This window comes from Winogradskyella sp. (assembly GCF_028289625.1).
Lineage (GTDB): Bacteria > Bacteroidota > Bacteroidia > Flavobacteriales > Flavobacteriaceae > Winogradskyella.
The window spans coordinates 111,204-134,500 of the sequence record NZ_JANQOM010000039.1 but is presented as its reverse complement, the minus strand read 5'-3'; the positions used below and the strand labels follow the sequence as shown (position 1 = coordinate 134,500).

Below are 23,297 nucleotides of genomic sequence, written 5' to 3'. Positions count from 1 at the left end.
GAATCGCAAGCTTGTACATGTCTTTCAATTATCCTCGGAGTAATCTCTTTTAAAGTTTTTTCTTCATAAATAGGATGACTACCATGATATGTGAAAAATTCGACTTTGTTATTAAGTTTCAGATAGTGAGTAATACTTTTTCCTTTAGAAGTCAATATAGAATCTCTACAAATAGTTACCTTTTTTAGATTTTCTAGAGTTTCAACATCTAGTTGTTTTTCAGTTTCCAATCCTGAACATCTTATCTTTTCATAGTGATCTTCTACCCATATCATACAGTTCTTCTTGTAATATTTATGAATGAATAGAAAGGCAACAATTAATAATATCAAGCAACAGACAAAAGCAATTTTTTTTATTTTATCTAATTTCTTTTCTAGTTCATTATTCTTTTCAATAAGAGCAATCTTAACTTTTAAGTTTTCTATGTTTGAGCAATATCCTGCAAAATTATTAAAGCCTAGATATCTACTTAGCGTATCTAAATTATAGTCGTATGGTGTCCTTCTATCTGCTTCTCTATTTAATATATATCCATTATAATAACGAGTTAATGTCCGTTGATCTATATCAACAATTAGTTCGAGAAATTTGGATAATCCATAAGCCTTATTCTTTTTTGATTTCCTCTTAGCTTTATCAAAGACCAGCAGTATTAATCCTTTGATTTGTTCCTCTCTATTTATTTCCTCAGTTTCCATGTAGATCTAATTAAAGTCTTGAAAATTAATTGTTTAAAAATATAAAAATCAGATGTCAAAAAGATGTCAATAGTCTGTCAATAATAATTATTCAATTCTTCAATTAATTTGCTTCAGAATCAATTCTAGTTATGCCTTGCTAACATAACTAATGTACAAAATTGATTGTTACGGAATACCGTAATGCGATAGCGATATAGTCGGCTTGGGAAGCTTCTGTAGGCTATTGTAATACACTTTCCCACTTCCCAATTGAAACAAGTGTATAACCCAGAAAGGGTTGCACAAAACTTATCCGAAAAACTTCGGACAGCAACCCTTTTGAAAAATTTTAATCCAATGAAAAAAGTAATATATCTATTAGGAGTGTTTTTTATTGCCCTAAATTTTAGCTCATGCAATCCTGAGAGTTTAACGGAAGAAGTTGCACCGCAAGCCTGTTGTGGTGATGATATACCGCCACCACCGCCACCACCGCCACCACCGCCTGGAGATGACCCTATTGGTGGATAATGAGCGCATTAATATTTTAGTATTTTAGAGGAATGAAGTCAACAAGAAGATCATTCCTCTTTTTTTTATTAATAATTTTTGTGAGCGGTGTTCTCCCGTTAGGTTTAAACGGACAAGAAGAAAAAGACAAGCGCTATTTATATTATAATGCTATCTGGCACTCAAATGAGAACAATGTTGCTTTGGACTCAGCCATTCATTTTTTTGAGAAATTAAGCCACAAGTATTTAAAGGCCAAAGATACGGTCACAGCCGTTAATATCTTAAGAAATGTGACACAAGGGTATTTCAAAAAAGGAGCACTGTTTGAAAGCGAGTTGTCAGTTGTCCAAACATTAAAATTATTGGAAAATAGACACTTAGATTCTTTAGGTAAGGAAGCAAGAAAAGCATCATATAACTATTTGGGAATGATTTATCGAAAAGTGAATGATTATGAGAGTGCTATAAGGCAATATAATCATTTACTACAATTGTCTGAAACTTTGAATGATAGTATTACAGCCTTAAATAATCTAGCCAACATTTATTCTGACGTGCAAGAATATAAGCTAGCAGTCGATATCTTAAATGAAGCATATAAAAAAACCAACTCAATAAAAGAGTACAATTACCGATGGAGAATTTTAGACAATTTAGGCTATAATGAATCTAAGCTTGATATTCCGGGTGCTTTAGAAAGGATGAAAGAAGCCCTTAAAACTAGTCTAGAAATGAATGATAAAGAAAGTATCTTTTCGAGCTACACGCACTTGATGGATTATTATATGGACAAGAATAATGAAGATGAAGCTCTAATATATGCTTCAAAAGCGAATGAAATGGCTAGTTCTCTCAATCTACCTTTATTTAGATTGGAATCTTTGCGCCTTAATGCCTTATCGAATAGAGATTCAAATGTTAGGGAATTTGTTAGACTTTCGGACAGTATTATTATTGCCAATAACCTTAGTACTAATAAATACATTAGTAAAAAATATGACTATGAAAAGCAAGAAAAAATAGCAAACGAGGCAAAACTCAAATTAAAAGATAGCCAGCTCGAGAATGAACGTCAAAAAAATATAAATTTAATCTATCTATTCATTGGATTATCCATTCTACTTATTTCTGTTTTCACATACTTCTTTTTAAAATCCAAACACAAAAAAGAAAAACTACAACAAGTCTTTGATACAGAATCAAGTATATCAAAAAAAGTACATGATGATATTGCCAATGATGTATTTCAGGTTATGACGACATTACAAGCTGACAATAATTTAAACCAAAACATAAAGGGCGATATTGAACTCATTTATGATAAAGCCAGAGATATCTCTAAACAGCTTGGAGAAATAGATTTAGAAGGTGACTATAAAGAAATACTTAATGACCTTGCTTTAAGATATAATACAGAGTATACAAATATCATTATTAAAGATGTTTCTAAAATAGCTTGGGGTAAAATCTCAAGAGCTAAAAAAACTGCTCTATACAAAATCTTACAAGAGTTATTAATAAATATGAAAAAGTATAGTAAGGCATCCGTGGTAGTCATTGCTTTTAATAACAAACAAAAAAAGACAATTATCAATTACAGTGATGATGGTGTAGGTTGTGACTTAAAAAAGAGCAATGGACTACTTAATGTGGAAAACCGTATTAAAGCTATTGGAGGTACTATTACTTTTGAGTCTAGAATTAATAATGGCTTTAAAGCAAAAATACAGATGTGAGTATGTTCAAAAAAGTGCTTATTGTAGATGACCACGACGATATTAATAATGGGGTATTAGACATTTTAAAAACCCATGGAATTACTAATATTCATAATTCTCAATACTGTGATGAGGCCTACTTAAAGATTAAAAGAGCTGAATTAGACAAAGACCCTTTTGATTTATTAATAACTGATTTATCCTTTAAAGAGGATCATCGCGAATGCGACATCATTTCTGGTGAAGATTTAATCGCCAAATTGAGGGAGCAAAATAACAACTTACCTATCGTTGTTTATTCTATGAAAGACCAATTGCAAAAAGTACGCTTATTGGTCAATAAGTATAGTGTGAATGCTTACGTCTGTAAAGACCGTAAGGGTTCACAAGAATTGTCTGAAGCAATAAATTCGGTATACAACAAGAAGCTATTCTTATCACCTCAGGTTGCAAATGCTTTGAGTTCAAAAGTTGACCTAGAAATAACAGATTACGATATTGAACTTACCAAACAACTTTCCTTAGGCTTAGACCAAAAAGGCATAAGCCGTTACTTCATTGAAAATAATATCTCACCGGGTAGTGTTAGTTCTATAGAAAAGCGAATTAACAAACTACGCATTAAGTTTAAAGCTGATAATGCTACACACTTGGTAGCTAAAATGAAAGACTTAGGACTTATTTAAATCATAATACATTTTTTCTAACATAAGGTTTTCCGTAAGGAATACTTCTGCTATGGTTTTAGGTTTGGGTATTATTAATATCAAAAATCAAAAACTATGGGATTCCCAAAATTTATTATTAGAAAAAGTAGTAATAACCAGTTTTACTTCAATTTATATGCTGTAAACGGTGAAGTAATTTTGAATAGTGAAACCTACACTACTAAACAAAACTGTATTGGCGGTATTACCTCAGTAAAAGTTCATGCACCTTATGATAATAATTATGTAAGAAAAGTAGCTTCTAATGGGCAATATTATTTCAATTTGAAGGCTACCAATAGTGAAGTTATTGGTACAAGTGAAATGTATAATTCTGCACAAGCAAGAGATAATGGCATTAATGCAGTTAAAAGAGATGCTCCAATAGCTGACACCGAAGATAATTCTTAGAAAGTATGTAAAAGAACCAAAACCTTACGGAATACCGTAAGGTTTTGGTTTTTAATGGGTTTATGTTTGGCTTGGGAAAACATTAAAACCACAAACTTATGGCAAAGAAGACAGTACCTGTAAAGCCACATAGAAGGTCAAAACCTTCGTCAACCCCAAGACCAAATCCAAATAAACCCAAACCTGGCCCTAAGACAGTTCCAGTAAAACCACACAAAAGAAAACCACCTAAATAGAATAAAATGGGGTTCAGGTTTCAAAAAAGAATAAAACTTGGTAAAGGTTTAGGTATTAACATTAGTAAATCTAGTATTACACCAAGTTATAGAACAAAAAGAGGTTCATTAAGCTCAAAGGGGTATTCAATACGAACGGGCATTCCAGGTCTGTCGTATAGAAAAACCTTCTCTAAATCATCTAAAAGTGGTTGCGTGGTTTTGATTCTCATAGTCACGAGCATCCCAATAATACTATTATTAATCAAAATCTAATTATGGGCTATCGCAGAGGTTATTATAAAAAGGATGGTACTTATGTACAAGGACATTACGTAAATTCCAGAAATAAGAAATTTTACGATAAAAAAAGTAAAAGTGGGTGTCTAGGCACATTGTTGCTAATGGCACTATTGATTTTTATTTCTTGCTCTGATGATTCTAATTGTGAAAGTAAAACTTGTTCAGATTTCTCAACTCAATCTGAAGCTCAATCTGCTTACAATAACGACCCTAACTGTTTTGGAAATTTAGACGCTGATAATGATGGCATTGCATGTGAAAACCTACCAAACTAAATATTTATGATATCTATAGAATTAAAAAGTCACTTTCTTAGGCTTTATCAAATGGCTTTTGCTGATGACAATTTTGACGTTTTAGAAATGCAAATGCTGTACAAATTTGCTGAAGAACGTGGTGTTACTAGGGAACAGTTGGACGATATACTTCTTAATCCGTCTCATATCCCAGGTATACCGAAAACACTTGAAGAAAAAATTGAATACCTATACGATCTAGCATTAATGATTTGGGCAGATAATATAGTTACGGATGATGAAAAAAACACTCTCAAAAAATACTGCCTAAAATTTGGCTTCATCGAAGAAAATATAGAAGAATTATGTCAATTCCTTTTAGATAATGCAAAACAAAAGTTACCTAAGGAAAACTTAATCGAACTCTTAAAAGAATAATCATGAGTCAATTAAAAAAAATATTTAAACTTAAAAATAACGAACCTAAAAAGGCAGAGAAAGAATCTGAAGAAGATATCAACAAAATCAAGCTTACTTTCTTTGAAAGTGGCTACGGCTCTTCAAAACAGGCAGAGGGCAATCATAGAATCTTTAAAGCTTGCTTAGAAGATGTTTATATGGACTATAAAGGAAAATGTAGAGAGAATGAGAATCTTCAAAAAGAACTGAAAGCACCTTATGTTGACGAAAAAGGAAATCATGAGACTGAACTCAAGAAGAGAAAAACCGCACTAGCATTATTGAATGAATCCATTGCACAAATGGAGCAAAAGATAATTTCATATAAAAATGATATGGTAGAAGTCAAAAGAAGTCCAGAAAAGTATGGCCTCGACGTTGACAAAAAACCAAAAGCACAATTTTATTTGGGACTAATTGTGCTTATACCTATAACATTTTATCTTTTGGTTTTTTATATATCTGCCTCGTTTTCTGCATTTTTTAAAAGCTTTGATACTGATGAATTAACTGCAGCCATTTTCGATGGCCATGCATTATCCAAAGCAATAGAAGACGGATGGCTTGAAGGTATTTTTGTAACAACAATACCTTTTGCATTTATGGGGTTGGGATACTTAATTCACATGTTTCAAAAACATAAAAACTGGCTATCATATTCGAAAATAGCAACACTATTTCTGGTTACTTTTATATTTGATGCGATTCTTGCCTATCAAATAGAGAAAAAAATCTATGATATTCTAAAAACACCTGATTCACCTGATTTCAACTTGTCTATTGCCTTTTCTTCCGTAGAGTTTTGGGGAATTATTTTTGCAGGCTTTATAGTGTATATTATTTGGGGACTTGTATTTGACTTCATAATGAAAGAATATGACAATTTTGATAAAATAAAATCATTTATTAGAACCAAACGAGAGGATATCAAAAACTGCGAAATCAATCTAACTAAGTTATTACAGAAAGTAAATCCTATCAAAGAAGAAATTGCTAGCATTGAGGGTAAAATTAATGACCCACAGCGAACTATTGATGGATTCGTTTTCTCTAACAAACATTATTTAACCTATCATGCCGAATACGTAAAAGGATGGTTTTTAGCAATAGCCGATAATTTCGATTCTCTTAAACGTCGTGAAGAATTGCTTTCTAAATGTCAAGAAGAAGAACTCAAGCATTTACAAGAACACAATATTGATAATGAAGATTATGAAGGTAGGTTATATAAACTTATAAATTAAAAATGATGAAACATCTATGTCTATTATTTGTAATGATATATGCTCTAAATTCTTGTAAGAGTGATTCCTATGAAAAAATCAATAATACATCTACTTTAGAAGAGGAGGTCATAAAGCTCTCGCCCAATAGACCTAATCTTAATATTAGTATTCTTGTTGATTTATCAGATAGAATAAATCCTAATAAGTATCCCAACCCAGCAATGAATTATTTTGAAAGGGATTTAGGCTATATTCATTCTATTGTGCAAAGTTTTGAATGGCATGTAAGAAACAAGAGAAGTCTTAAAATTAATGATCATATACAGCTTTATATTGACCCTGAACCTGCCGATAATGAATTGAATGAAAAGATAAACTCTTTAAACATAACTTTCACGAAAGATAATGCCAAACGCGAATTAATAAAAAATACCTCTACCCTATATGATAGCATATCAAAGACCATCTATAAATCTGCTATTGATGATGACAATTACGTTGGATCTGATATTTGGGGTTTCTTTAAAACAAATGTCAAAGACTTCTGTGTTCAAAAAGACCATAGAAACATACTTGTTATTTTAACTGATGGCTATTTGTATCATAAAGACTCAAGACAAAAAGAAAAGAATCTCACCTCTTATTTAACACCACAAGACATAAGAAGATTCAAACTAAACAAATCCAATTGGAAAGATCGGATACAAAACCAAAATTTTGGATTTATTACTGGCAGGGATGATTTAGGTGAACTAGAAATTTTGGTTCTAGGTCTTAATCCCGACACGAAAAATCCTTATGAGCTAGATGTTATAAGTCAATACTGGTCGGATTGGTTCACAAAAATGAATGTAAAACAATTCGAACTAAAAACTGCCAATTTACCTGCGAATATGGATAAATTAATAAAAGAGTTTATCCTGCAAAAGTGATTATTTATAATAAATAATTCACAATTTGTAACTTTAATTATTAGTTCAAATAATCAAATAAATGTATAAATATTGGTTTGCCTTTTTACTTCTCATTATTATTTCGCTAAAAACAGATTCAAAATCAATAAAAAAGGAAACTATTGTTGGCAAAGTAGTCGCGATAACTGATGGTGATACTTTTAAGCTATTGACCAAGGATTCTACGTTGATAAAAGTGCGGTTGGCCGATATCGATTGTCCAGAACGCAAACAACCCTTTTCTAAAAGAGCCAAACAATTTGCATCTGATGCGGTTTTTAGTAAGACGGTCACATTAAATGTTTTAAAAAAAGACAGATACCGAAGGTACATTAGTCATGTTATTTATGACGATTCTCTAAGTCTAAGTCATGAATTGATTAAAAATGGTTTGGCATGGCACTATAGAAAATATTCTAATGATAGTCTGCTACAAGCTCTTGAAGACGAAGCCAGAACGAATAAAGTAGGCTTATGGCAAGATCAAAATGCGATTGCTCCTTGGGTTTGGAGAGATTTACAAAAGAAAAAGTCTAAAGAATGAAAGTGCTTAGAATTTTAGTTTTCTTTGTAGCATTTGCTATAAGTCATAATGTCGCTGCCCAAACTGTCTATGTCACTAAAACAGGCAAAAAATACCACAAGAGTGAATGTCGTTATCTGAAATACTCAAAAAAGGCTATTAAACTAGACAAAGCTAAAGCCTTAGGATATACAGCTTGTAAGATCTGCAAACCTACCGCTAAAAATACCAAGGAGAATGCCAACTCACTCGCATTAAAAAAGGAAACAAAGGACGAATCCACAACTACTAAAAAGGTAATAGCTACCCAATGCACGGGTAAAACTAAGTCTGGCAAACGCTGCAAACGAAAGACCAAAAATGCGAATGGCAGGTGTTACCAACATTGATTAAATGCTATTAAAGATTAAAAGCCCTCAGTTTTACAACGGCTTATTTTAGTTATTAATAGGTTTAACTCATTTAATTTTTTATGGGTGAATAACACAATGAATCTTTAATAAAATAGATACCTATAAAGATGAGGCCTATCCATTCTGCCCAAAGCAGAGTATACCAATTCTTATCCACTAAGATCCAATATTCTAGCACAAAATGAAAGACTAAGGCCAATAAGGTTAAAGTACCTAATACTTGTCCCCATTTTTTTATTTGTGGCCTAGGTTTAAAAATCATCATAATAATACAACCACCATAGAATATTAATGCCATGGCATAATGCATAATCACATAGGTTAAATGATCGAAATAAATGACACCAAAAAGTGCTATTCCAAATATGATGTTGTAACCTTTACCAAAGCGATCGGGATTATCAAAATCATCTTGCATGGATGCTATAGTCTGCAATGAAAAATTTTGCTCTTGCATTAATTTCATCTTAAAATCTCGTGATTTCATATGTTGGGCACCATTAAATATAAACAGGGCACCTGCTAGGGCAAGCAGACTTCCAAACCAGTAACTCTGATTCATGTAAGCATAATTGCTTATACTTGGTCTTAGATTCCATAATTGTCCATTATCTACTATAGATAATACCATAGGAATAAACATTAACACAATTGCAGTAATACGTTCAGTTTCAGGAAGACGATTTACAATTCTGAAAGTTTGATTAAACGTACTTTTTGTTTTATTTAAAATTGACTTAACATTCATAACGTTTTTGTATTAGAAAAAGAATTTATCCAAGCTCAATGTTATACCACCTTGTATGCTGTAAATAATATCGTCGTATCTAATGTTAAGATAATCCCTACCATAATAAGCCGACACAAAATAACCTACAGCTCTATGATTTTTCGGCGCAATTTCTAACAAAGCCCTGATATTAAATCGATATTTATTATCGTCATCCACCAAGTTGGCTTGAAAATTATCCAAGTTATCTAGAATATAGCCCAGTTCTGTTCTGAAGTGTAATTCAAGTTTTTCGCTAAACTTCTCAGTTCTATAATCATAACTACCCAATAAACGATGACGACCATATGATTCTTCTTGCTGCATTGAATAAGCCAGGGAACTTGTTTCATCACCAAAATCATAACGATAAGCCAAGCTCATTTGGTGCAATGAACTAATATTCTTATTGAAGGTGCCTTTAGTCAATTGAACCCATATATAATTCGTTGAAAAATCACCATCGAGATATGAGTTTCTAAAAACATCTGGCGTATCAGGATCTGGTACATAAAAAAATCCGGGACCTTGGCCATTACTGTAATGATGCACCCTAACCAATAAATTGTAAAATTTTAATTTTTCAGGTTTTGAATCTAGCATTTGGTTTTGTTCGGTCTGAAGTTTACCATATGCCCAACCAGTGTAATTATTATACAAATTAAAATACCAAGAGAACCCAACTTTATTACTCCCTGGTGTAAGTGGTTTGGACTCATCGAGAGTCATTCTAAACGTGCCATTATAGTCGAAAGTGATTCTGCTCCTTTTACTATTTTGACCGCCTGTTTTTTTACCAAAAAACAATGGAAAGCTTAGATTAATATTTGCCTCAAATAGGTAGAAATTACTACTGCGGTTTTCACCTTCACGCAATGGAATACGCCGACTTCCAACAGAATTAATATGTGCCACAGGTGCCAGATATGAAACAGGCTCATTAGCTACCCATGATTTTTGCAAAATATCATAAATAGTGTTTTCGTGTGCTACTTTTACTGAATTTTTGTTTTTAGTTTGTGCAATACATATGCTAAAATTAAATAACAGAACTAGAGTAATTAGATAATTCATAATAAATTAAGATTATTTATTGCCCATTTTTGGGCGTAGACACAGATACTGAAAAAACATCAAATCCAACGCCAAATCCTAGCCATAAATTTCCATTGCTCTTCCATTGATAATTACTTTGATTATTGATTTGATCTACTCCCAAATAAAGCCCAATTTGAACTTTCTTGTATTGTAACATAGGTCCAGTAAATAATGTTAATGTTGCTACATCCTGAGATTCACCACTCTCAATTCCAAGAGAGTTTTCTGAATTTAATCCAACACTACTAATTCCAGCTCCAAATTGCCAATTAAAAGTAGAGCCCTTAAAACTGCCTAGTTTAAAATTAACTGCAGTACTTAAGTTAAATTCTGTATGGAAAGAAAAATCATCTTGTGGTCTAGCTCTAAATGGTAATGTAAGTAGTCCTACACTAATTCTATCTGGGATTACATAAGATACAGCAAAAGCATTAAAATTCTTTAAACTTATTGAATACACTTTATCATTGTAATATTCACTTTTTATTTTTTCATCTGGTTTTTTTTCTTTGAAATTCTTCTTTTGTTTTCCAGTTTTAACCTCAAAGGGTAAAGCTATAACTTTTACCTCAGTATCTGAAATATCAACAACTCTGAATATAACACCTGATTCTAAAAAGTTTAGCACCTTTACATTATTAGCATCATCCGAATAAACATCAATAGAGCTATTAATTACTGGAACTGTATTAGAAAGCTTAACTAAATCTCCTACTTTGAAATTTTGTGCTTTCAGAATTGGATTTAAGAATAAAATTGTTAAGAGAATAACTATGGAATTCTTCATAATTCGTTTGGTTTTGATTAATAATTAAAATTAGTAGTGAATGCTATGGCAAACCATACCCAATACAGGGTATATTGCTTTAGTTGAAGGGACTTCTCGATACAAATTTTGCACTTTGACGTGCAAAATTCACTCGAAATGACAAACAGCGTCATGTCGAACCCTGTGTGAGACATCGCATCAGCTTTATTTAGAGAAAATACGATTATGTGATTTAGCTGCGCTGAACATGAATGTTTCTCGTCGCTGATTCTCAGCTCTGTCGAAATGACAAATATTGGCATTTGAGGATAACTATACCATTTTAGCAATAAACATGATACTTCTCATGTAATCGCCTTTATTTTTTGGCTAACTTGTTGCCATGAATACCATTGCCGCACGTATTTACGATTACCTCAAAGCCTTTCCTCCATTTAACGTGCTTAATCGCAAGCAGCTGATGGCCATATCTGAAGCCGTAGACGTCATCTACTTGGAGCATCAGCAATACCTTTTTGAAATTGGGCAACCTGTAGTTAATCATTTTTATGTGGTACGTGATGGTGCTATTGGTTTGTTTAGAGCCAACGACACTTTAGTGGATGAATGCGACGAAGGTGATATTTTTGGTTTGCGTGCACTACTCCGCAAAGGGGACTATAAACTCAACTCCAAAGCTATTGAAGAAAGTATTGTGTATAGTATTTCCTCAGAGCTTTTAGAAACCTATATCACCACCAATACAAAAGCCAGCCAGTTTCTTATGGCAAGCTTTGCCTCTAATACCAAAGCCAAAAATGCCGATGATGATGATTTTATGGAAGCGCTTAATCGCTCTTCGGAATATACCTATCTGCAAACGGCAGACTATTCCAAAAATCCCGTGACCTGTACCTTAGACACTACGGTTAAGGAGGCCGCTAACATCATGACCATAAAACATGTAGGCTCTATTGTGATTGTGAATGATGGAAAACCCATTGGTATCATTACAGACAAGGACTTACGCACCAAAATCGCTACAGGAACTAAAACTATTAGCGACAATGTATCATCCATAATGTCGTCACCAGTGATTACCTATCCTGAGACCATTACGGTTGCTGAAGCACAAATTGCGATGCTAAAACATCGCATTACACACTTGTGTATTACCAAAGATGGCACAAATCAGTCGGCATTGACAGGAATCCTATCTGAACACGATATTATTGTGTTGCGTGAAAACAATGCCTCGGCACTAATCAAGGAAATAAAGCGCAGTCATTCAGCAGAACAACTGAAAGGCATACGACAACGCACCGAACAATTACTCAAACGTTATTTGGGGCAGGACATTCCGATTGATTTTATGTCGCGTTTAATTTCTGCTATCAACGATGCCATTACCCAACGCATTATTGGGTTGGCCATAGCTAAAATGAAGAAAAAACCACCAGTAAAATTTGCCTGGTTGGCCATTGGTAGTCAAGGTCGGCAAGAGCAGTTACTCATGACTGACCAGGACAATGCCCTTGTTTTTGAGGATGTTCCGGAAACGGATTACGATTCCACAAAATCCTATTTTTTAGAACTGTCCAATTATATCAATAACGATTTAGAAACCGTTGGTTTTGAATTGTGTCCAGCGCAGATGATGAGCAATAATCCCAAATGGTGTAATTCCGTATCTGAATGGTCCCAACAATTCAAACGCTGGATTACAACTCCAGATCAAGACAACCTGATGCTCTGTACCATATTCTTTGACTATGAACATGTGTATGGAGATAAAGCTTTAGTGCATCAGCTTTCTGAACACATATTTGAGCATATTGAAGCCCATGACATTTTCCTGACCTATTTGGGCAGGAATGCTTTACAAAATCCACCTCCATTAAGCTTCTTCAGGCAGTTTCTTGTGGAAGCCGATGGCGAACACAAAGATCAGTTTGACATTAAGGCCAGAGCAATGATGCCCTTAGTGGATGCAGCGCGATTATTGATTTTATCGCACAACATTAAATCCGTTAATAACACCCTAGAGCGCTATGAGAAACTGATAGAGCTCGAGCCTCAGAACAAAGACACCTATAGTTTTTGTATGGAAGCCTATAAAAATCTATTGCGTTTTAGAACGAAACAAGGCTTGGCAAATAACGATTCGGGACGTTTTATCGATTTGGAATCCCTAAGCAAAGGGAATCGTTTACGTTTAAAACGTAGTTTTAAAGCAGTGAAGGCCGTTCAGGAGTTGATAAAAACACGTTTTAAACTCTCACAATTATTATAGTATGCATTGGTTGAAGCGTAAATCCTACCCTGAATTTTGGAACCAGTACTCGGCTTGCTTTTCACAACATCAAGAACAGCACCTTGAACAGATACGTTTTGTAGTGTTCGATACCGAAACTACGGGTTTGAATACAAAACAAGATCGTATTTTATCCATTGGCTGTGTGGCCATAAAAGACCTACAAATAAAAGTATCGGACCAGTTGGAATCTTACCTCATCCAACAGCAGTTTAATGCCGATACCGTGAAAATTCATGGGTTACTTAAAACAGGTAAGTTGACCAAAATTGAAGAATACGAAGCTGTGGTGCAGTTTTTGGACTATTTGCAAAATGCGGTTTTGGTGGCACATCACGCGGCTTTTGATGTGGCTATGATGAATGCGGTGTTGCAACGCCACAATCTGCCTAAATTAAAGAATAAAGTCTTGGATACCGGTCATCTATTTCAAAAGACTAAACTCGACACCAGTAAACTGCACTTTAGTTTGGATGAATTAGCGGAACGTTTCAAGATTCCAATGCACGATCGGCATACCGCTTCTGGTGATGCTTATATTACGGCATTGTTGTTTTTAAAGTTGGTCGCTAAATTAAAGATGAACAATCCAAAACTCAGTTTACGAGATTTGGAGAAGTCGCATAAGCGTATTGGATTGTTGTAAACCTCAGTCATATCGAACCTTGTGTGAGACATCTCATCTGCTTTATTTATTGAAACCATGATAATATGATTTGGTCACGCTGAAACTTAAGATTTCTCGCTATGCTCTTAATGATTATTTTCATAAAAAAACACACCCAAATTGGATGTGTTCTTCTCTAACTAAATTAATAAACAACAGATTATGTAGTAACCGTATGTTTAATCTTTATTAAGCAACAACGCTTAATCTTTTCTTTTTCGTTTGCGTTTTAGGCTTGGTGTCAAACTGGTTTGACGTATTCTTGGCACCACCTGCTTTTAAGGCATTGTCACCTGCAAAGAACGTTTTGTGATCATCTCCCAAATCAGAGCCTGCCATACGTTGATGTTTTACACAAGCAACATTTTTTCTTATTTCTTGACGCTGCACTTCTTTTACATAGGCCAACATACCATCTGCACCAAAATAACCTTTGGTTAAATCATTCATATGTAATGCTGTGGTGTGATAGGTCGGTAATGTAATTAAGTGGTGGAAAATACCTGCTTCACGCGCACCATCCAATTGGAAAGTTCTGATTTTCTCATCCGCTCTAAAACTCAATTCGGTATTGTCGTATTCCACAGCCATTAAGTTATTTTTATCATAAGCTGTTACATTCTCACCTTCCGCTACCATTTCCTCATAGACTTGATTACGGAAATTCAGGGTCCAATTGAATGATGGCGAATTATTATATACTAATTTCGCATTAGGCATAACAGCCTTTACGCGATTCATCATGTGTGCAATTTGCTTCACATTAGGTGTGGGAGTTTCTATCCAAAGTAAATCCGCTCCATTCTGAAGACTTGTGATACAGTCTAGTACAACACGATCAATATTTGATCCTTCCTTGAATTTATACAAGCCATTTGGTAAACGCTTTGGACGCATTAATTTACCTTCGCGCTTCAACAAGACATCGTCTTCTTTTGCCTCGCCAATAGTAATTTCTTCAGCATCGACAAAAGCCAAATACTGTGATGCTAAATCCCCTGGCTCCTTACTAACTGGTAATTTTTGGGTTAATCCTGCTCCTTCTGAATCCGTACGTGCAACGATGATACCATCATCCACACCCAATTCTAAAAAGGCATAGCGTACGGCATTGAGTTTCGCAATAAAATCTTCATGAGGAACGGTAACCTTACCATCCTGATGACCACATTGCTTGGCATCTGACACTTGATTTTCTATTTGAATAGCACAAGCTCCTGCTTGAATCATTTTTTTCGCTAAAAGGTAGGTCGCTTCTTCATTTCCGAATCCTGCATCGATATCAGCTACAATTGGTACCACATGCGTTTCAAAATTATCAATCTGTGCTTGCACGTCCTCACCATTTTCCAAGCGTCTAAATAAATCATTCAATTCAATAGCATCTGCCTGACGTAAAAAATCATAGATTTCAGCAATTAAAGCAGGTACCGCCGTTTTCTCGTGCATAAACTGGTCTGGTAAAGGACCAAATTCTGAACGCAATGCCGCTACCATCCAACCTGAGAGGTATAAGTAACGTTTACTGGTAGTTTTATGATGCTTTTTTACCGCTATCATCTTTTGCTGTGCTACAAAACCATGCCAGCATCCTAAAGATTGCGTATACTTAGATGCATCGGCATCATATTCAGCCATATCGTTTCTCATGATAGCTGCTGTATATTTTGCAATATCCAATCCTGTTTTAAAACGATTTTGTGTTGCCATTCTTGCCACATATTGTGGGTTGATGGCTGTCCAAGTATTGCCGAATTTAGTTTTGATATCCTTTACGGTCTGTAAAGCTGAGGCATAGTTGTTTTGAGGTAAATTTTTCATAATTTTGAAATGTATTAATGATTTAATCAGAGTTAATATGAATCCCGTGTAATGTTGCCGCATTAGCGGGATTTTTTGGTTTATTTAGTTACTTATTGTCAGTTCGAGTGGTCACGCTTAGCGTGAGTGTATCGAGAACTAACTATTAGCGTCTCGATACAATTTGCTTAACACAAATCACTCGAGGTGATGCATACTATAATTGTCTATAGGCTGAAATGGTTAGAAATTCTTCAAACTCGTTTTCAGTGACTAGTCTTTTGAACAATGTAATGGCATCACAGAACTTGGTATCCTTAATTTTAGCTTCACCGACTTCCCTAATGATTTTTTCAACTTCATCATCGAAAATAGTATCGAACAATTCTTGATTAAAAACACGTCCATCTTCTAAATAGGCCTCGTTCTTTAACCATTGCCATACTTGGGTTCTTGAGATTTCTGCTGTCGCTGCATCTTCCATAAGATTGTAAAGTGCTACGGCTCCATAGCCTCTTAACCAAGCTTCCATATATAAAATACCTACGTTGATATTTTTTCTGACGCCAGCTTCGGTAATGGTGCCTTTTGGCAATTCTACCAAGTCGGCCTCAGTTACCTTAATATCTTCTCGTTTTCTAAATATCTGATTTGGTGTTGGCATATATTTATCAAATTCTTTCATCGCCACTTCCACTAATGCTGGATGTGCAACCCAAGTGCCGTCGTGTCCGTTTTTAGCTTCACGCTCTTTATCCACACGTACTTTTTCTAAAGCTTCTGCATTGACATTCGCATTATTTTTAATTGGTATTTGAGCTGCCATACCTCCCATAGCATGGATACCTCGCTTGTGACATACTTGAATCACAAGATTAGAGTATGCTGCCATGAATGCTGTCGTCATGGTCACTTGATCTCTATTGGGAACAATGAACCCTTTATGGTTTCTAAATTTCTTAATATAAGAGAATATGTAATCCCAGCGACCACAATTTAGACCCACGATATGATCTTTTAATTCATATATAAATTCATTAAGCTGAAAACTTGCGGTAATGGTTTCAATTAACAATGTTGCCTTAAAAGTACCATGAGGCAAACCAAGATAGGCTTGCGCATATTCGAAGACAGCATTCCACCAGCGCGCTTCAAGATAGTGCTCTAACTTCGGTAAATAGAAATATGGCGCTGTACCGTTTTTCACCAATACCTTGGAATTATGAAATACGTACAATCCAAAATCAAAAAGGCTTCCAGAAACCTCTTCACCATCGACTAACACATGTCTTTCATTAAGGTGTAAACCTCTTGGCCTTACTAAAAGTATTGCTGTATCATCGTTTAATTTATAGTGTTTTCCACGAGCTTCATCGATGAGCTCAATGGTTTTATTGTTGGCGTCCAACAGATTTTGTTGACCTTCAACCGTATTGGCCCAACTTGGTGCATTACTATCTTCAAAATCAGCCATAAAGGTTTTAGCACCTGAGTTTAGGGCATTGATAACCATTTTACGATCTACAGGACCTGTAATTTCTACACGTCTGTCCATTAAGTCCTCTGGAATAGAACCTACAGACCACTCACCTTCCCTAATATGCTTTGTTTCTTTTGGAAACTCAGGATAATTACCCTTATCAAAATACGCTTGTTGCCCTTTACGCTTATCTAATAATTCTAATCGTTGCTTATTAAACTTTCTGTGTAGCTGTCTAATGAACAATAAAGCATCTTCAGTAAGAATATTTGGGTAGTACTGATTAACCTCTTTGGAGAAGGTCACTTGGTCTGGTGTAGCGATGATAAATTCCATATTGATTTGATTTTATGAGACAATGTTACAACAAGTTTTTGAAAAAAACAAGCGAACGTTCGCTAAATTTTACTTTTCGCTAAAAAATAATATTCGCAAATAGTTATATATTTGTAATTATGGAACAGGATTATATCAAACTCATATTTGGATTAAAGCTAAAGCAAATCCGCACAGAACGTGGGCTTTCCCTTTTCGGCCTCTCTAAACTTTCCGGGCTTTCCAAGTCTTATCTCAACGAAATTGAAAAAGGAAAAAAATATCCAAAACCAGATAAAATTGCAGCCTTATCCGAGCATTTAGAAGTGGGTTATGATGATTTGGTATCCCTAAAACTGGATAAAAACTTGGCTCCAATTGGCGAGATTCTACAGTCCAAGCTCTTAAAGGAAATTCCTTTAGAGCTATTCGGCATTCAGGAAAGTACGCTTATCGACATTATCTCCAATGCTCCTGTAAAAGTTACCGCCTTTATCAGTACGATTATTGAAATAGCAAGGAACTATAACTTTAGTCGAGAGAACTTTTTCTTAGCTTCTGTACGTTCGTTTCAAGAGGCCAATAGCAATTATTTTGAAGACCTTGAGTTAGAAGTGCTAAAATTTGCCAAGACCTACCAGGTGGACCTTTCAAAAAAAATCACCTCACAGGAATTAGAAGATATTCTAGTTGAAGAATATGGGTATAACATCAATAACGATGAATTGGAAGCACATAGCGAATTGGATAACCTCAGATCTATCTATGTCCCAAAAACCAAAACACTCTTGATTACCAAAAGTATAGATGATGCCCAGCGTTCGTTTATCTATGCTAAAGAATTGGCCTATAATTTTTTAGGTATTGACGAACGGCTTTACACATTTTCGTGGATTAAATTCGATAGTTTTGACGAAGTTCTAAACAATTTCTATGCATCTTACTTTGCAGGAGCATTGATTATCCCAAGGGAGAGCCTTGTTGAGCATCTAAATCATCTATTCTCTCAGAAACGATTCAACACCAAAGCATTTCAATCCTTACTCTCAAAATATAATGCCTCACCCGAAAGCGTTTATCAACGTTTGACCAATTTACTCCCGAAGGACTTTAAACTCAAAAATTTATTCTTTTTAAGGTTTTCGCATAAACAAGGCACAGATGATTTTTCACTCAATAAAGAACTCCATTTAGCCAAGTACCAATCGCCAAGAGCTAATGAAACCAACGAACATTACTGTAGAAGATGGGCTTCTATTAAGGCTTTAAAAGTCATTAGCGACAACCAGTCCGATCATGAGTTTGATATTCAAATCTCAAATTATGCCACCGAGGAAAAACAGTATTTAGTCTTGGCTTCGGCAACCAAAGATCCTTTTAGAAATAACCGTTATAGAAGTGTATCTATCGGTATTGAAATCAATACAGCGCTACAACGTAAGGCTAATTTCCTAAACCACAAGACACTGAAAACTGTTCATGTAGGCGTGACTTGCGAACGCTGTGCCATTGTTAATTGCGACGTCCGAAAAGCCGACCCTATTATTCTTGAAAAACGGAAAAAGGAAAGCGATACGGAAAAAGTAGTTAATGCCATTCAAAATAAATATAGCTGAAAGTCTATCTCAGTATTACAAAAAATATCCCAAATTCCAAGCACACAATTTATTTTGGAATTTGGGATTCATAGATTAGTATCTATATTTTTAAAGGACGTTATCCATAATCTCCTCAACCACTTCAGGGTTCAACAATGTACTGGTATCACCAAGATTACTGGTATCCTTTGAAGCTATCTTTCTTAAGATACGTCTCATAATCTTACCTGATCGTGTTTTAGGCAAACCGGTAGTAAATTGAATTTTATCCAGTTTTGCAATTGGACCGATACGATCGGTAATTAACTGGTTAATCTCCTTGCGTACATTATCGTGTTGTCTTGTTTCTCCCGTATCCTTTAAGGTGATATAACCATATAATGCATTGCCTTTAACATCATGTGGGAATCCAACGATGGCTGACTCTGCCACAGCATTATGTTCATTAATGGCATCCTCAATGGGAGCAGTTCCCAAATTATGGCCAGAGACAATGATAACATCGTCCACACGACCTGTAATCCTGTAATAGCCTACTTCATCCCTTAAGGCGCCATCACCTGTAAAGTATTTATTTTCGAAAGCTGAAAAATAAGTGTCCTTATAGCGTTGGTGATTGCCCCAAATGGTTCTTGCCATCGATGGCCATGGAAACTTTATACATAATCTACCGTCTACCTGATTACCTTTTATTTCTTTGGCATTTTCATCCATCAAAGCTGGTTGTATACCAATAAATGGCAAGGTGGCATAGGTCGGTTTTGTTGGTGTTGAAAATGGAATTGGTGTAATCATTATACCGCCAGTTTCAGTCTGCCACCAAGTATCCACGATAGGACTTTTCTTCTTACCAATATTATCATTGTACCAATGCCAAGCTTCCTCATTAATGGGTTCTCCAACAGAACCTAACACTTTCAGCGATGATAAATCGTGCTTTTCAACAAGCTCGGTACCATGCTTGGCCAAGGCCCTAATAGCTGTTGGTGCTGTGTAAAATTGATTGATCTTATGTTTTTCTACAATTTCCCAGAATCGTCCAAAATCTGGATAGCTTGGGACTCCCTCGAACATTACTGTAGTGGCTCCATTACACAATGGCCCATAAACGATATAGCTATGACCAGTAATCCAACCTATATCTGCCGTACACCAGTACACATCTTCTTCGCGATACTGAAACACATTTTTAAAGGTGTATGCTGTATATACCATATAACCACCAGTGGTATGTAGCATACCTTTTGGCATGCCCGTAGATCCAGAGGTATATAATATGAATAAGGGATCTTCGGCATCCATAACTTCTGCTGTATATTCGCGATAGGCTTCATCCAATAAAGGCTGTAACCACTCATCGCGCCCTTCTTTTATGGTAATATCGGAATTGATACGCTTAGCTACTAAAACAGATTCTACACCGGGACAATCCTCTAAGGCTTCATCAACAATACCTTTTAAATCAATAGTTTTTGCACCACGATACGACCCATCAGAACAAATCACCATTTTGGCATCGCAATCATTAATACGAGTCGATAATGCCGTGGCTGAGAATCCTGCAAAAACAACAGAATGAATCGCACCAATCCGTGCACATGCTAAAACAGCGACTGCTAATTCTGGTATCATCGGTAAATAAATACAAACACGATCTCCTTTTTTGATGCCTTTATCATGGAGTACATTAGCAAATTTACAAACGCGATCATATAACTGCTTGTAAGTGATATGTTCCGCAGGTTCATTTGGGTCATTTGGCTCGAATAAAATAGCTGTTTTATCACCTCTAGTATGCAAATGTCTATCAAGACAGTTTTCGGTGATATTCAATTTTGCCCCTTCGAACCACTTGATTTCTGGTTTTGAAAAATCCCAACTTAAGACATTGGTCCATTTTTTACGCCATTCAAAATGTTCTTCTGCGATTTCCTCCCAAAAAGATTCAGGGTTCGATGTTGATTTTCTATAAACCTGAAAGTATTCTTCAAAGTTTTTAATATGATAATTACTCATGGTTAATTATGTTTTTATGTATTCCTATTTGATTTTTCTTGTATACGGATTCAATTTCTGAAATTATAGCAACATCATCAATAGTTGATGGCACATTATATTCTAAGTCATCACAAATGTTTCTCAACAATTTACGAAGAATTTTTCCAGAGCGTGTTTTGGGCAAGCGCTTTACAGCAAAAACATCCTTAAATGAAGCCACCGCACCTATTTCGTGGCGTACCTCTTGAATGATTTCTTTGGAAATTTTACTTTCTTCTTGTGCTTCGCCGGATTTTAAGACCACTAAGCCCAATGGCTTCTGCCCTTTTAAATCGCAATGCACACCAAACACAGCGCATTCCGCGACGGCCTTATGCGATGCAACTATTTCTTCCATTTCGGCAGTGGATAAACGGTGCCCTGCAACGTTGATGATATCATCGACGCGGCCTGTTATAAACACGTAGCCATCTTCATCTTTATAACCACCATCACCAGAAAAGTAGTAACCAGGGAATTTTTTGAGATAACCTGATTTGAAACGCTCTGGATTGCCCCAAAGGTTTAACAACGTTCCTGGTGGTAATGGCAGTTTTACCGCTACATAGCCTTCTACACCTGAAGCAGTTTCTTTTCCTTCTTCATTTAAAACTTGTATATCATAACCACAGACCGGAAGCGATGCCGAACCGGGTTTCACCTCCATAAGCTCTACACCTACCATGTTTGCCAACATTGGCCAGCCGCTCTCTGTCTGCCACCAATGATCAATTACTGGAATACCAAGTTGCTGTTCAGTCCAACTTAAGGTGGCGACATCACAACGCTCACCAGCTAAAAACTGATACTTAAGGCCACTGAGATCATATTTTTTTATAAACTCCCCATTAGGATCTTCCTTTTTAATGGCGCGTATTGCCGTTGGTGCAGTGAACATTACCTTTACTTTATGCTCACTGATAACACGCCAAAACGTAGAAGCATCAGGTGTTTTAATAGGTTTACCTTCAAACAAAATGGTGGTATTTCTATTCAACAATGGTCCATAAACGATATAGCTATGACCGACCACCCAACCTACGTCGCTCGCTGCCCAATACACATCGCCTTCTTCTATACCATAAACATATTTCATAGAAAACTTAAGCGCTGTCGCATAACCTCCTGAATCTCTTATGATGCCTTTAGGTTTTCCTGTTGTTCCTGAAGTATACAAAATATACAGTGGATGGTTCGATGCTACAGCAACAGGTTCAATAGGCACGGACTTTGACACTAATTCGTCATAATCTATATCATAAGCTTTGTAGGGAATGTCTACACCCAATTTTCTATCAAAAACAATAACGTGTTCTGGTTTATGTGCAGCGAGTTCAATAGCCTCATCAACAAATGGCTTATAAGGAATAATACGCTGTATTTCTATGCCGTTTGAAGCTGTAATAATGGCTTTTGGTTTGCAATCATCTATTCTAATGGCTAACTCGTGAGGTGCGAATCCACCAAATACTACCGAATGGATAACACCTAATCTTGCACATGCCAGCATCGCATATAAAGCCTGTGGAATCATTGGCATGTATATGACGCAAGTATCGCCTTTCTGCAAACCAAGCGTTTCTATGCCACCCGCTAATTTGGCAACTTCATGATGCAACTGATTAAAAGTTATTGCAGTTTTGGTATTCGTTACTGGTGAATCGTAAATAATGGCATTTTGCTCACCGAAGCCATCTTCAATATGTTTATCGATACAGAGATAACTCACATTTAATTTTCCATCTTTAAACCATTGTGGATAATCGTGCTCGTCGGTTCCTAGAATTTCACTTGGTTTTTGATACCAAGCAATTTGCTCGGCCTGTTCTTTCCAAAATGAACTAGGGTTAGCTATACTCTTCCTGTAAATATCTTGATAGGTCATGATTTAGTCTTTTTAGAATTAAACAGTCCAAACCAATTTGGATTCAATACTTTGAGCTTTATTAAAGCCCAAAGTATAACAACAAAACAAATGCCCATAATCAGGGACTCAAGGGGACCCGTTGCTGTCTCACTTTCTAATTTAAAACGGAAATAAAGGGTTACTATAACGTACATACCAATGATGATATCAGACGCTAAAGCATTAATTCGAAGTCGTTTCATTT

General features: G+C 35.4%; 24 protein-coding genes. 15 read left to right on the top strand and 9 right to left on the bottom strand.

Annotation, left to right across the window (positions count from 1 at the left end; genetic code table 11):
- A partial coding sequence (locus Q0992_RS08680; protein WP_299522536.1) for a hypothetical protein occupies positions 1 to 701 on the bottom strand: 701 nt, incomplete at its 3' end.
- Positions 702 to 1,040: 339 nt separating this feature from the next.
- Between Q0992_RS08680 and Q0992_RS08675 the strand changes: the two genes are divergently transcribed.
- The 12 genes from Q0992_RS08675 (at position 1,041) to Q0992_RS08625 (ending at position 8,336) form a co-directional block, all read left to right on the top strand.
- Complete coding sequence (locus tag Q0992_RS08675) at positions 1,041 to 1,214, top strand: hypothetical protein (protein WP_299522533.1); 174 nt, start codon at positions 1,041 to 1,043, stop codon at positions 1,212 to 1,214.
- Between the two features lie 80 nt (positions 1,215 to 1,294).
- Positions 1,295 to 2,932, top strand: coding sequence for a tetratricopeptide repeat protein (locus Q0992_RS08670; RefSeq protein ID WP_299522530.1), 1,638 nt, complete (start codon positions 1,295 to 1,297; stop codon positions 2,930 to 2,932).
- A gap of 2 nt (positions 2,933 to 2,934) precedes the next feature.
- Positions 2,935 to 3,600 (top strand): response regulator, encoded by a 666-nt coding sequence (locus tag Q0992_RS08665; RefSeq protein WP_299522545.1) that lies wholly within the window; start codon positions 2,935 to 2,937, stop codon positions 3,598 to 3,600.
- A gap of 96 nt (positions 3,601 to 3,696) precedes the next feature.
- Positions 3,697 to 4,032 carry a YegP family protein gene (locus Q0992_RS08660; protein WP_299522527.1) on the top strand — a complete coding sequence of 112 codons (336 nt, stop codon included), beginning with the start codon at positions 3,697 to 3,699 and terminating at the stop codon, positions 4,030 to 4,032.
- 98 nt (positions 4,033 to 4,130) lie between these two features.
- Positions 4,131 to 4,268: a hypothetical protein gene (locus Q0992_RS08655; RefSeq protein WP_299522524.1), complete on the top strand. Its 138-nt coding sequence runs from the start codon at positions 4,131 to 4,133 to the stop codon at positions 4,266 to 4,268.
- A gap of 6 nt (positions 4,269 to 4,274) precedes the next feature.
- The gene (locus tag Q0992_RS16865) at positions 4,275 to 4,523 is read left to right on the top strand and encodes a DUF4236 domain-containing protein (RefSeq protein WP_367277953.1); all 249 of its coding nucleotides are present in this window, start codon (positions 4,275 to 4,277) and stop codon (positions 4,521 to 4,523) included.
- A 2-nt stretch (positions 4,524 to 4,525) separates the two neighbouring features.
- Positions 4,526 to 4,825: an excalibur calcium-binding domain-containing protein gene (locus tag Q0992_RS08650; RefSeq protein ID WP_299522521.1), complete on the top strand. Its 300-nt coding sequence runs from the start codon at positions 4,526 to 4,528 to the stop codon at positions 4,823 to 4,825.
- A gap of 6 nt (positions 4,826 to 4,831) precedes the next feature.
- On the top strand, positions 4,832 to 5,224 hold the full coding sequence (locus tag Q0992_RS08645; protein ID WP_299522519.1) for a hypothetical protein: 393 nt from the start codon (positions 4,832 to 4,834) through the stop codon (positions 5,222 to 5,224).
- 2 nt (positions 5,225 to 5,226) lie between these two features.
- The gene (locus Q0992_RS08640) at positions 5,227 to 6,489 is read left to right on the top strand and encodes an ABC transporter permease (protein ID WP_299522516.1); all 1,263 of its coding nucleotides are present in this window, start codon (positions 5,227 to 5,229) and stop codon (positions 6,487 to 6,489) included.
- Between the two features lie 2 nt (positions 6,490 to 6,491).
- Positions 6,492 to 7,403 (top strand): hypothetical protein, encoded by a 912-nt coding sequence (locus tag Q0992_RS08635; RefSeq protein ID WP_299522513.1) that lies wholly within the window; start codon positions 6,492 to 6,494, stop codon positions 7,401 to 7,403.
- Positions 7,404 to 7,464: 61 nt separating this feature from the next.
- Positions 7,465 to 7,968: a thermonuclease family protein gene (locus Q0992_RS08630; protein WP_299522510.1), complete on the top strand. Its 504-nt coding sequence runs from the start codon at positions 7,465 to 7,467 to the stop codon at positions 7,966 to 7,968.
- Positions 7,965 to 8,336: a hypothetical protein gene (locus Q0992_RS08625; protein ID WP_299522507.1), complete on the top strand. Its 372-nt coding sequence runs from the start codon at positions 7,965 to 7,967 to the stop codon at positions 8,334 to 8,336. Before Q0992_RS08630 ends, Q0992_RS08625 begins: the two co-directional genes overlap by 4 nt.
- Before the next feature lie 73 nt (positions 8,337 to 8,409).
- On the opposite strand, the gene Q0992_RS08620 is transcribed toward Q0992_RS08625, so the two are convergent.
- The 3 genes from Q0992_RS08620 to Q0992_RS08610 are packed head-to-tail and all read right to left on the bottom strand — an operon-like array spanning position 8,410 to position 11,014.
- Entirely contained in the window at positions 8,410 to 9,108 is a 699-nt protein-coding gene (locus tag Q0992_RS08620; RefSeq protein WP_299522504.1) for a hypothetical protein, read from the bottom strand.
- A 12-nt stretch (positions 9,109 to 9,120) separates the two neighbouring features.
- On the bottom strand, positions 9,121 to 10,203 hold the full coding sequence (locus Q0992_RS08615; RefSeq protein WP_299522501.1) for a hypothetical protein: 1,083 nt from the start codon (positions 10,201 to 10,203) through the stop codon (positions 9,121 to 9,123).
- A 16-nt stretch (positions 10,204 to 10,219) separates the two neighbouring features.
- On the bottom strand, positions 10,220 to 11,014 hold the full coding sequence (locus tag Q0992_RS08610) for a hypothetical protein (RefSeq protein ID WP_299522498.1): 795 nt from the start codon (positions 11,012 to 11,014) through the stop codon (positions 10,220 to 10,222).
- A gap of 364 nt (positions 11,015 to 11,378) precedes the next feature.
- Between Q0992_RS08610 and Q0992_RS08605 the strand changes: the two genes are divergently transcribed.
- Both Q0992_RS08605 and Q0992_RS08600 read left to right on the top strand, forming a co-directional pair.
- Entirely contained in the window at positions 11,379 to 13,268 is a 1,890-nt protein-coding gene (locus tag Q0992_RS08605) for a DUF294 nucleotidyltransferase-like domain-containing protein (protein WP_299522495.1), read from the top strand.
- Between the two features lies 1 nt (position 13,269).
- Complete coding sequence (locus Q0992_RS08600; RefSeq protein ID WP_299522492.1) at positions 13,270 to 13,935, top strand: PolC-type DNA polymerase III; 666 nt, start codon at positions 13,270 to 13,272, stop codon at positions 13,933 to 13,935.
- A gap of 210 nt (positions 13,936 to 14,145) precedes the next feature.
- Here the strand turns inward: Q0992_RS08600 and Q0992_RS08595 are convergent, their stop codons facing one another.
- Both Q0992_RS08595 and aceB read right to left on the bottom strand, forming a co-directional pair.
- Positions 14,146 to 15,777, bottom strand: a complete 1,632-nt coding sequence (locus Q0992_RS08595; protein ID WP_299522490.1) for an isocitrate lyase — start codon at positions 15,775 to 15,777, stop codon at positions 14,146 to 14,148.
- A gap of 196 nt (positions 15,778 to 15,973) precedes the next feature.
- Positions 15,974 to 17,572, bottom strand: coding sequence for a malate synthase A (gene aceB / locus Q0992_RS08590; protein WP_299522487.1), 1,599 nt, complete (start codon positions 17,570 to 17,572; stop codon positions 15,974 to 15,976).
- 119 nt (positions 17,573 to 17,691) lie between these two features.
- Here aceB and Q0992_RS08585 point away from each other — a divergent pair, with 119 nt between their 5' ends.
- Positions 17,692 to 19,167 carry a helix-turn-helix domain-containing protein gene (locus tag Q0992_RS08585; protein WP_299522484.1) on the top strand — a complete coding sequence of 492 codons (1,476 nt, stop codon included), beginning with the start codon at positions 17,692 to 17,694 and terminating at the stop codon, positions 19,165 to 19,167.
- Positions 19,168 to 19,257: 90 nt separating this feature from the next.
- Here the strand turns inward: Q0992_RS08585 and acs are convergent, their stop codons facing one another.
- The 3 genes from acs to Q0992_RS08570 are packed head-to-tail and all read right to left on the bottom strand — an operon-like array spanning position 19,258 to position 23,295.
- Positions 19,258 to 21,165 carry an acetate--CoA ligase gene (gene acs, locus Q0992_RS08580; RefSeq protein WP_299522481.1) on the bottom strand — a complete coding sequence of 636 codons (1,908 nt, stop codon included), beginning with the start codon at positions 21,163 to 21,165 and terminating at the stop codon, positions 19,258 to 19,260.
- Positions 21,158 to 23,071, bottom strand: a complete 1,914-nt coding sequence (locus Q0992_RS08575) for an acetate--CoA ligase (RefSeq protein ID WP_299522478.1) — start codon at positions 23,069 to 23,071, stop codon at positions 21,158 to 21,160. The genes acs and Q0992_RS08575 overlap by 8 nt, the downstream gene beginning before the upstream one ends.
- Complete coding sequence (locus Q0992_RS08570) at positions 23,068 to 23,295, bottom strand: hypothetical protein (protein ID WP_299522475.1); 228 nt, start codon at positions 23,293 to 23,295, stop codon at positions 23,068 to 23,070. Before Q0992_RS08570 ends, Q0992_RS08575 begins: the two co-directional genes overlap by 4 nt.
- Positions 23,296 to 23,297: the final 2 nt, after the last annotated feature.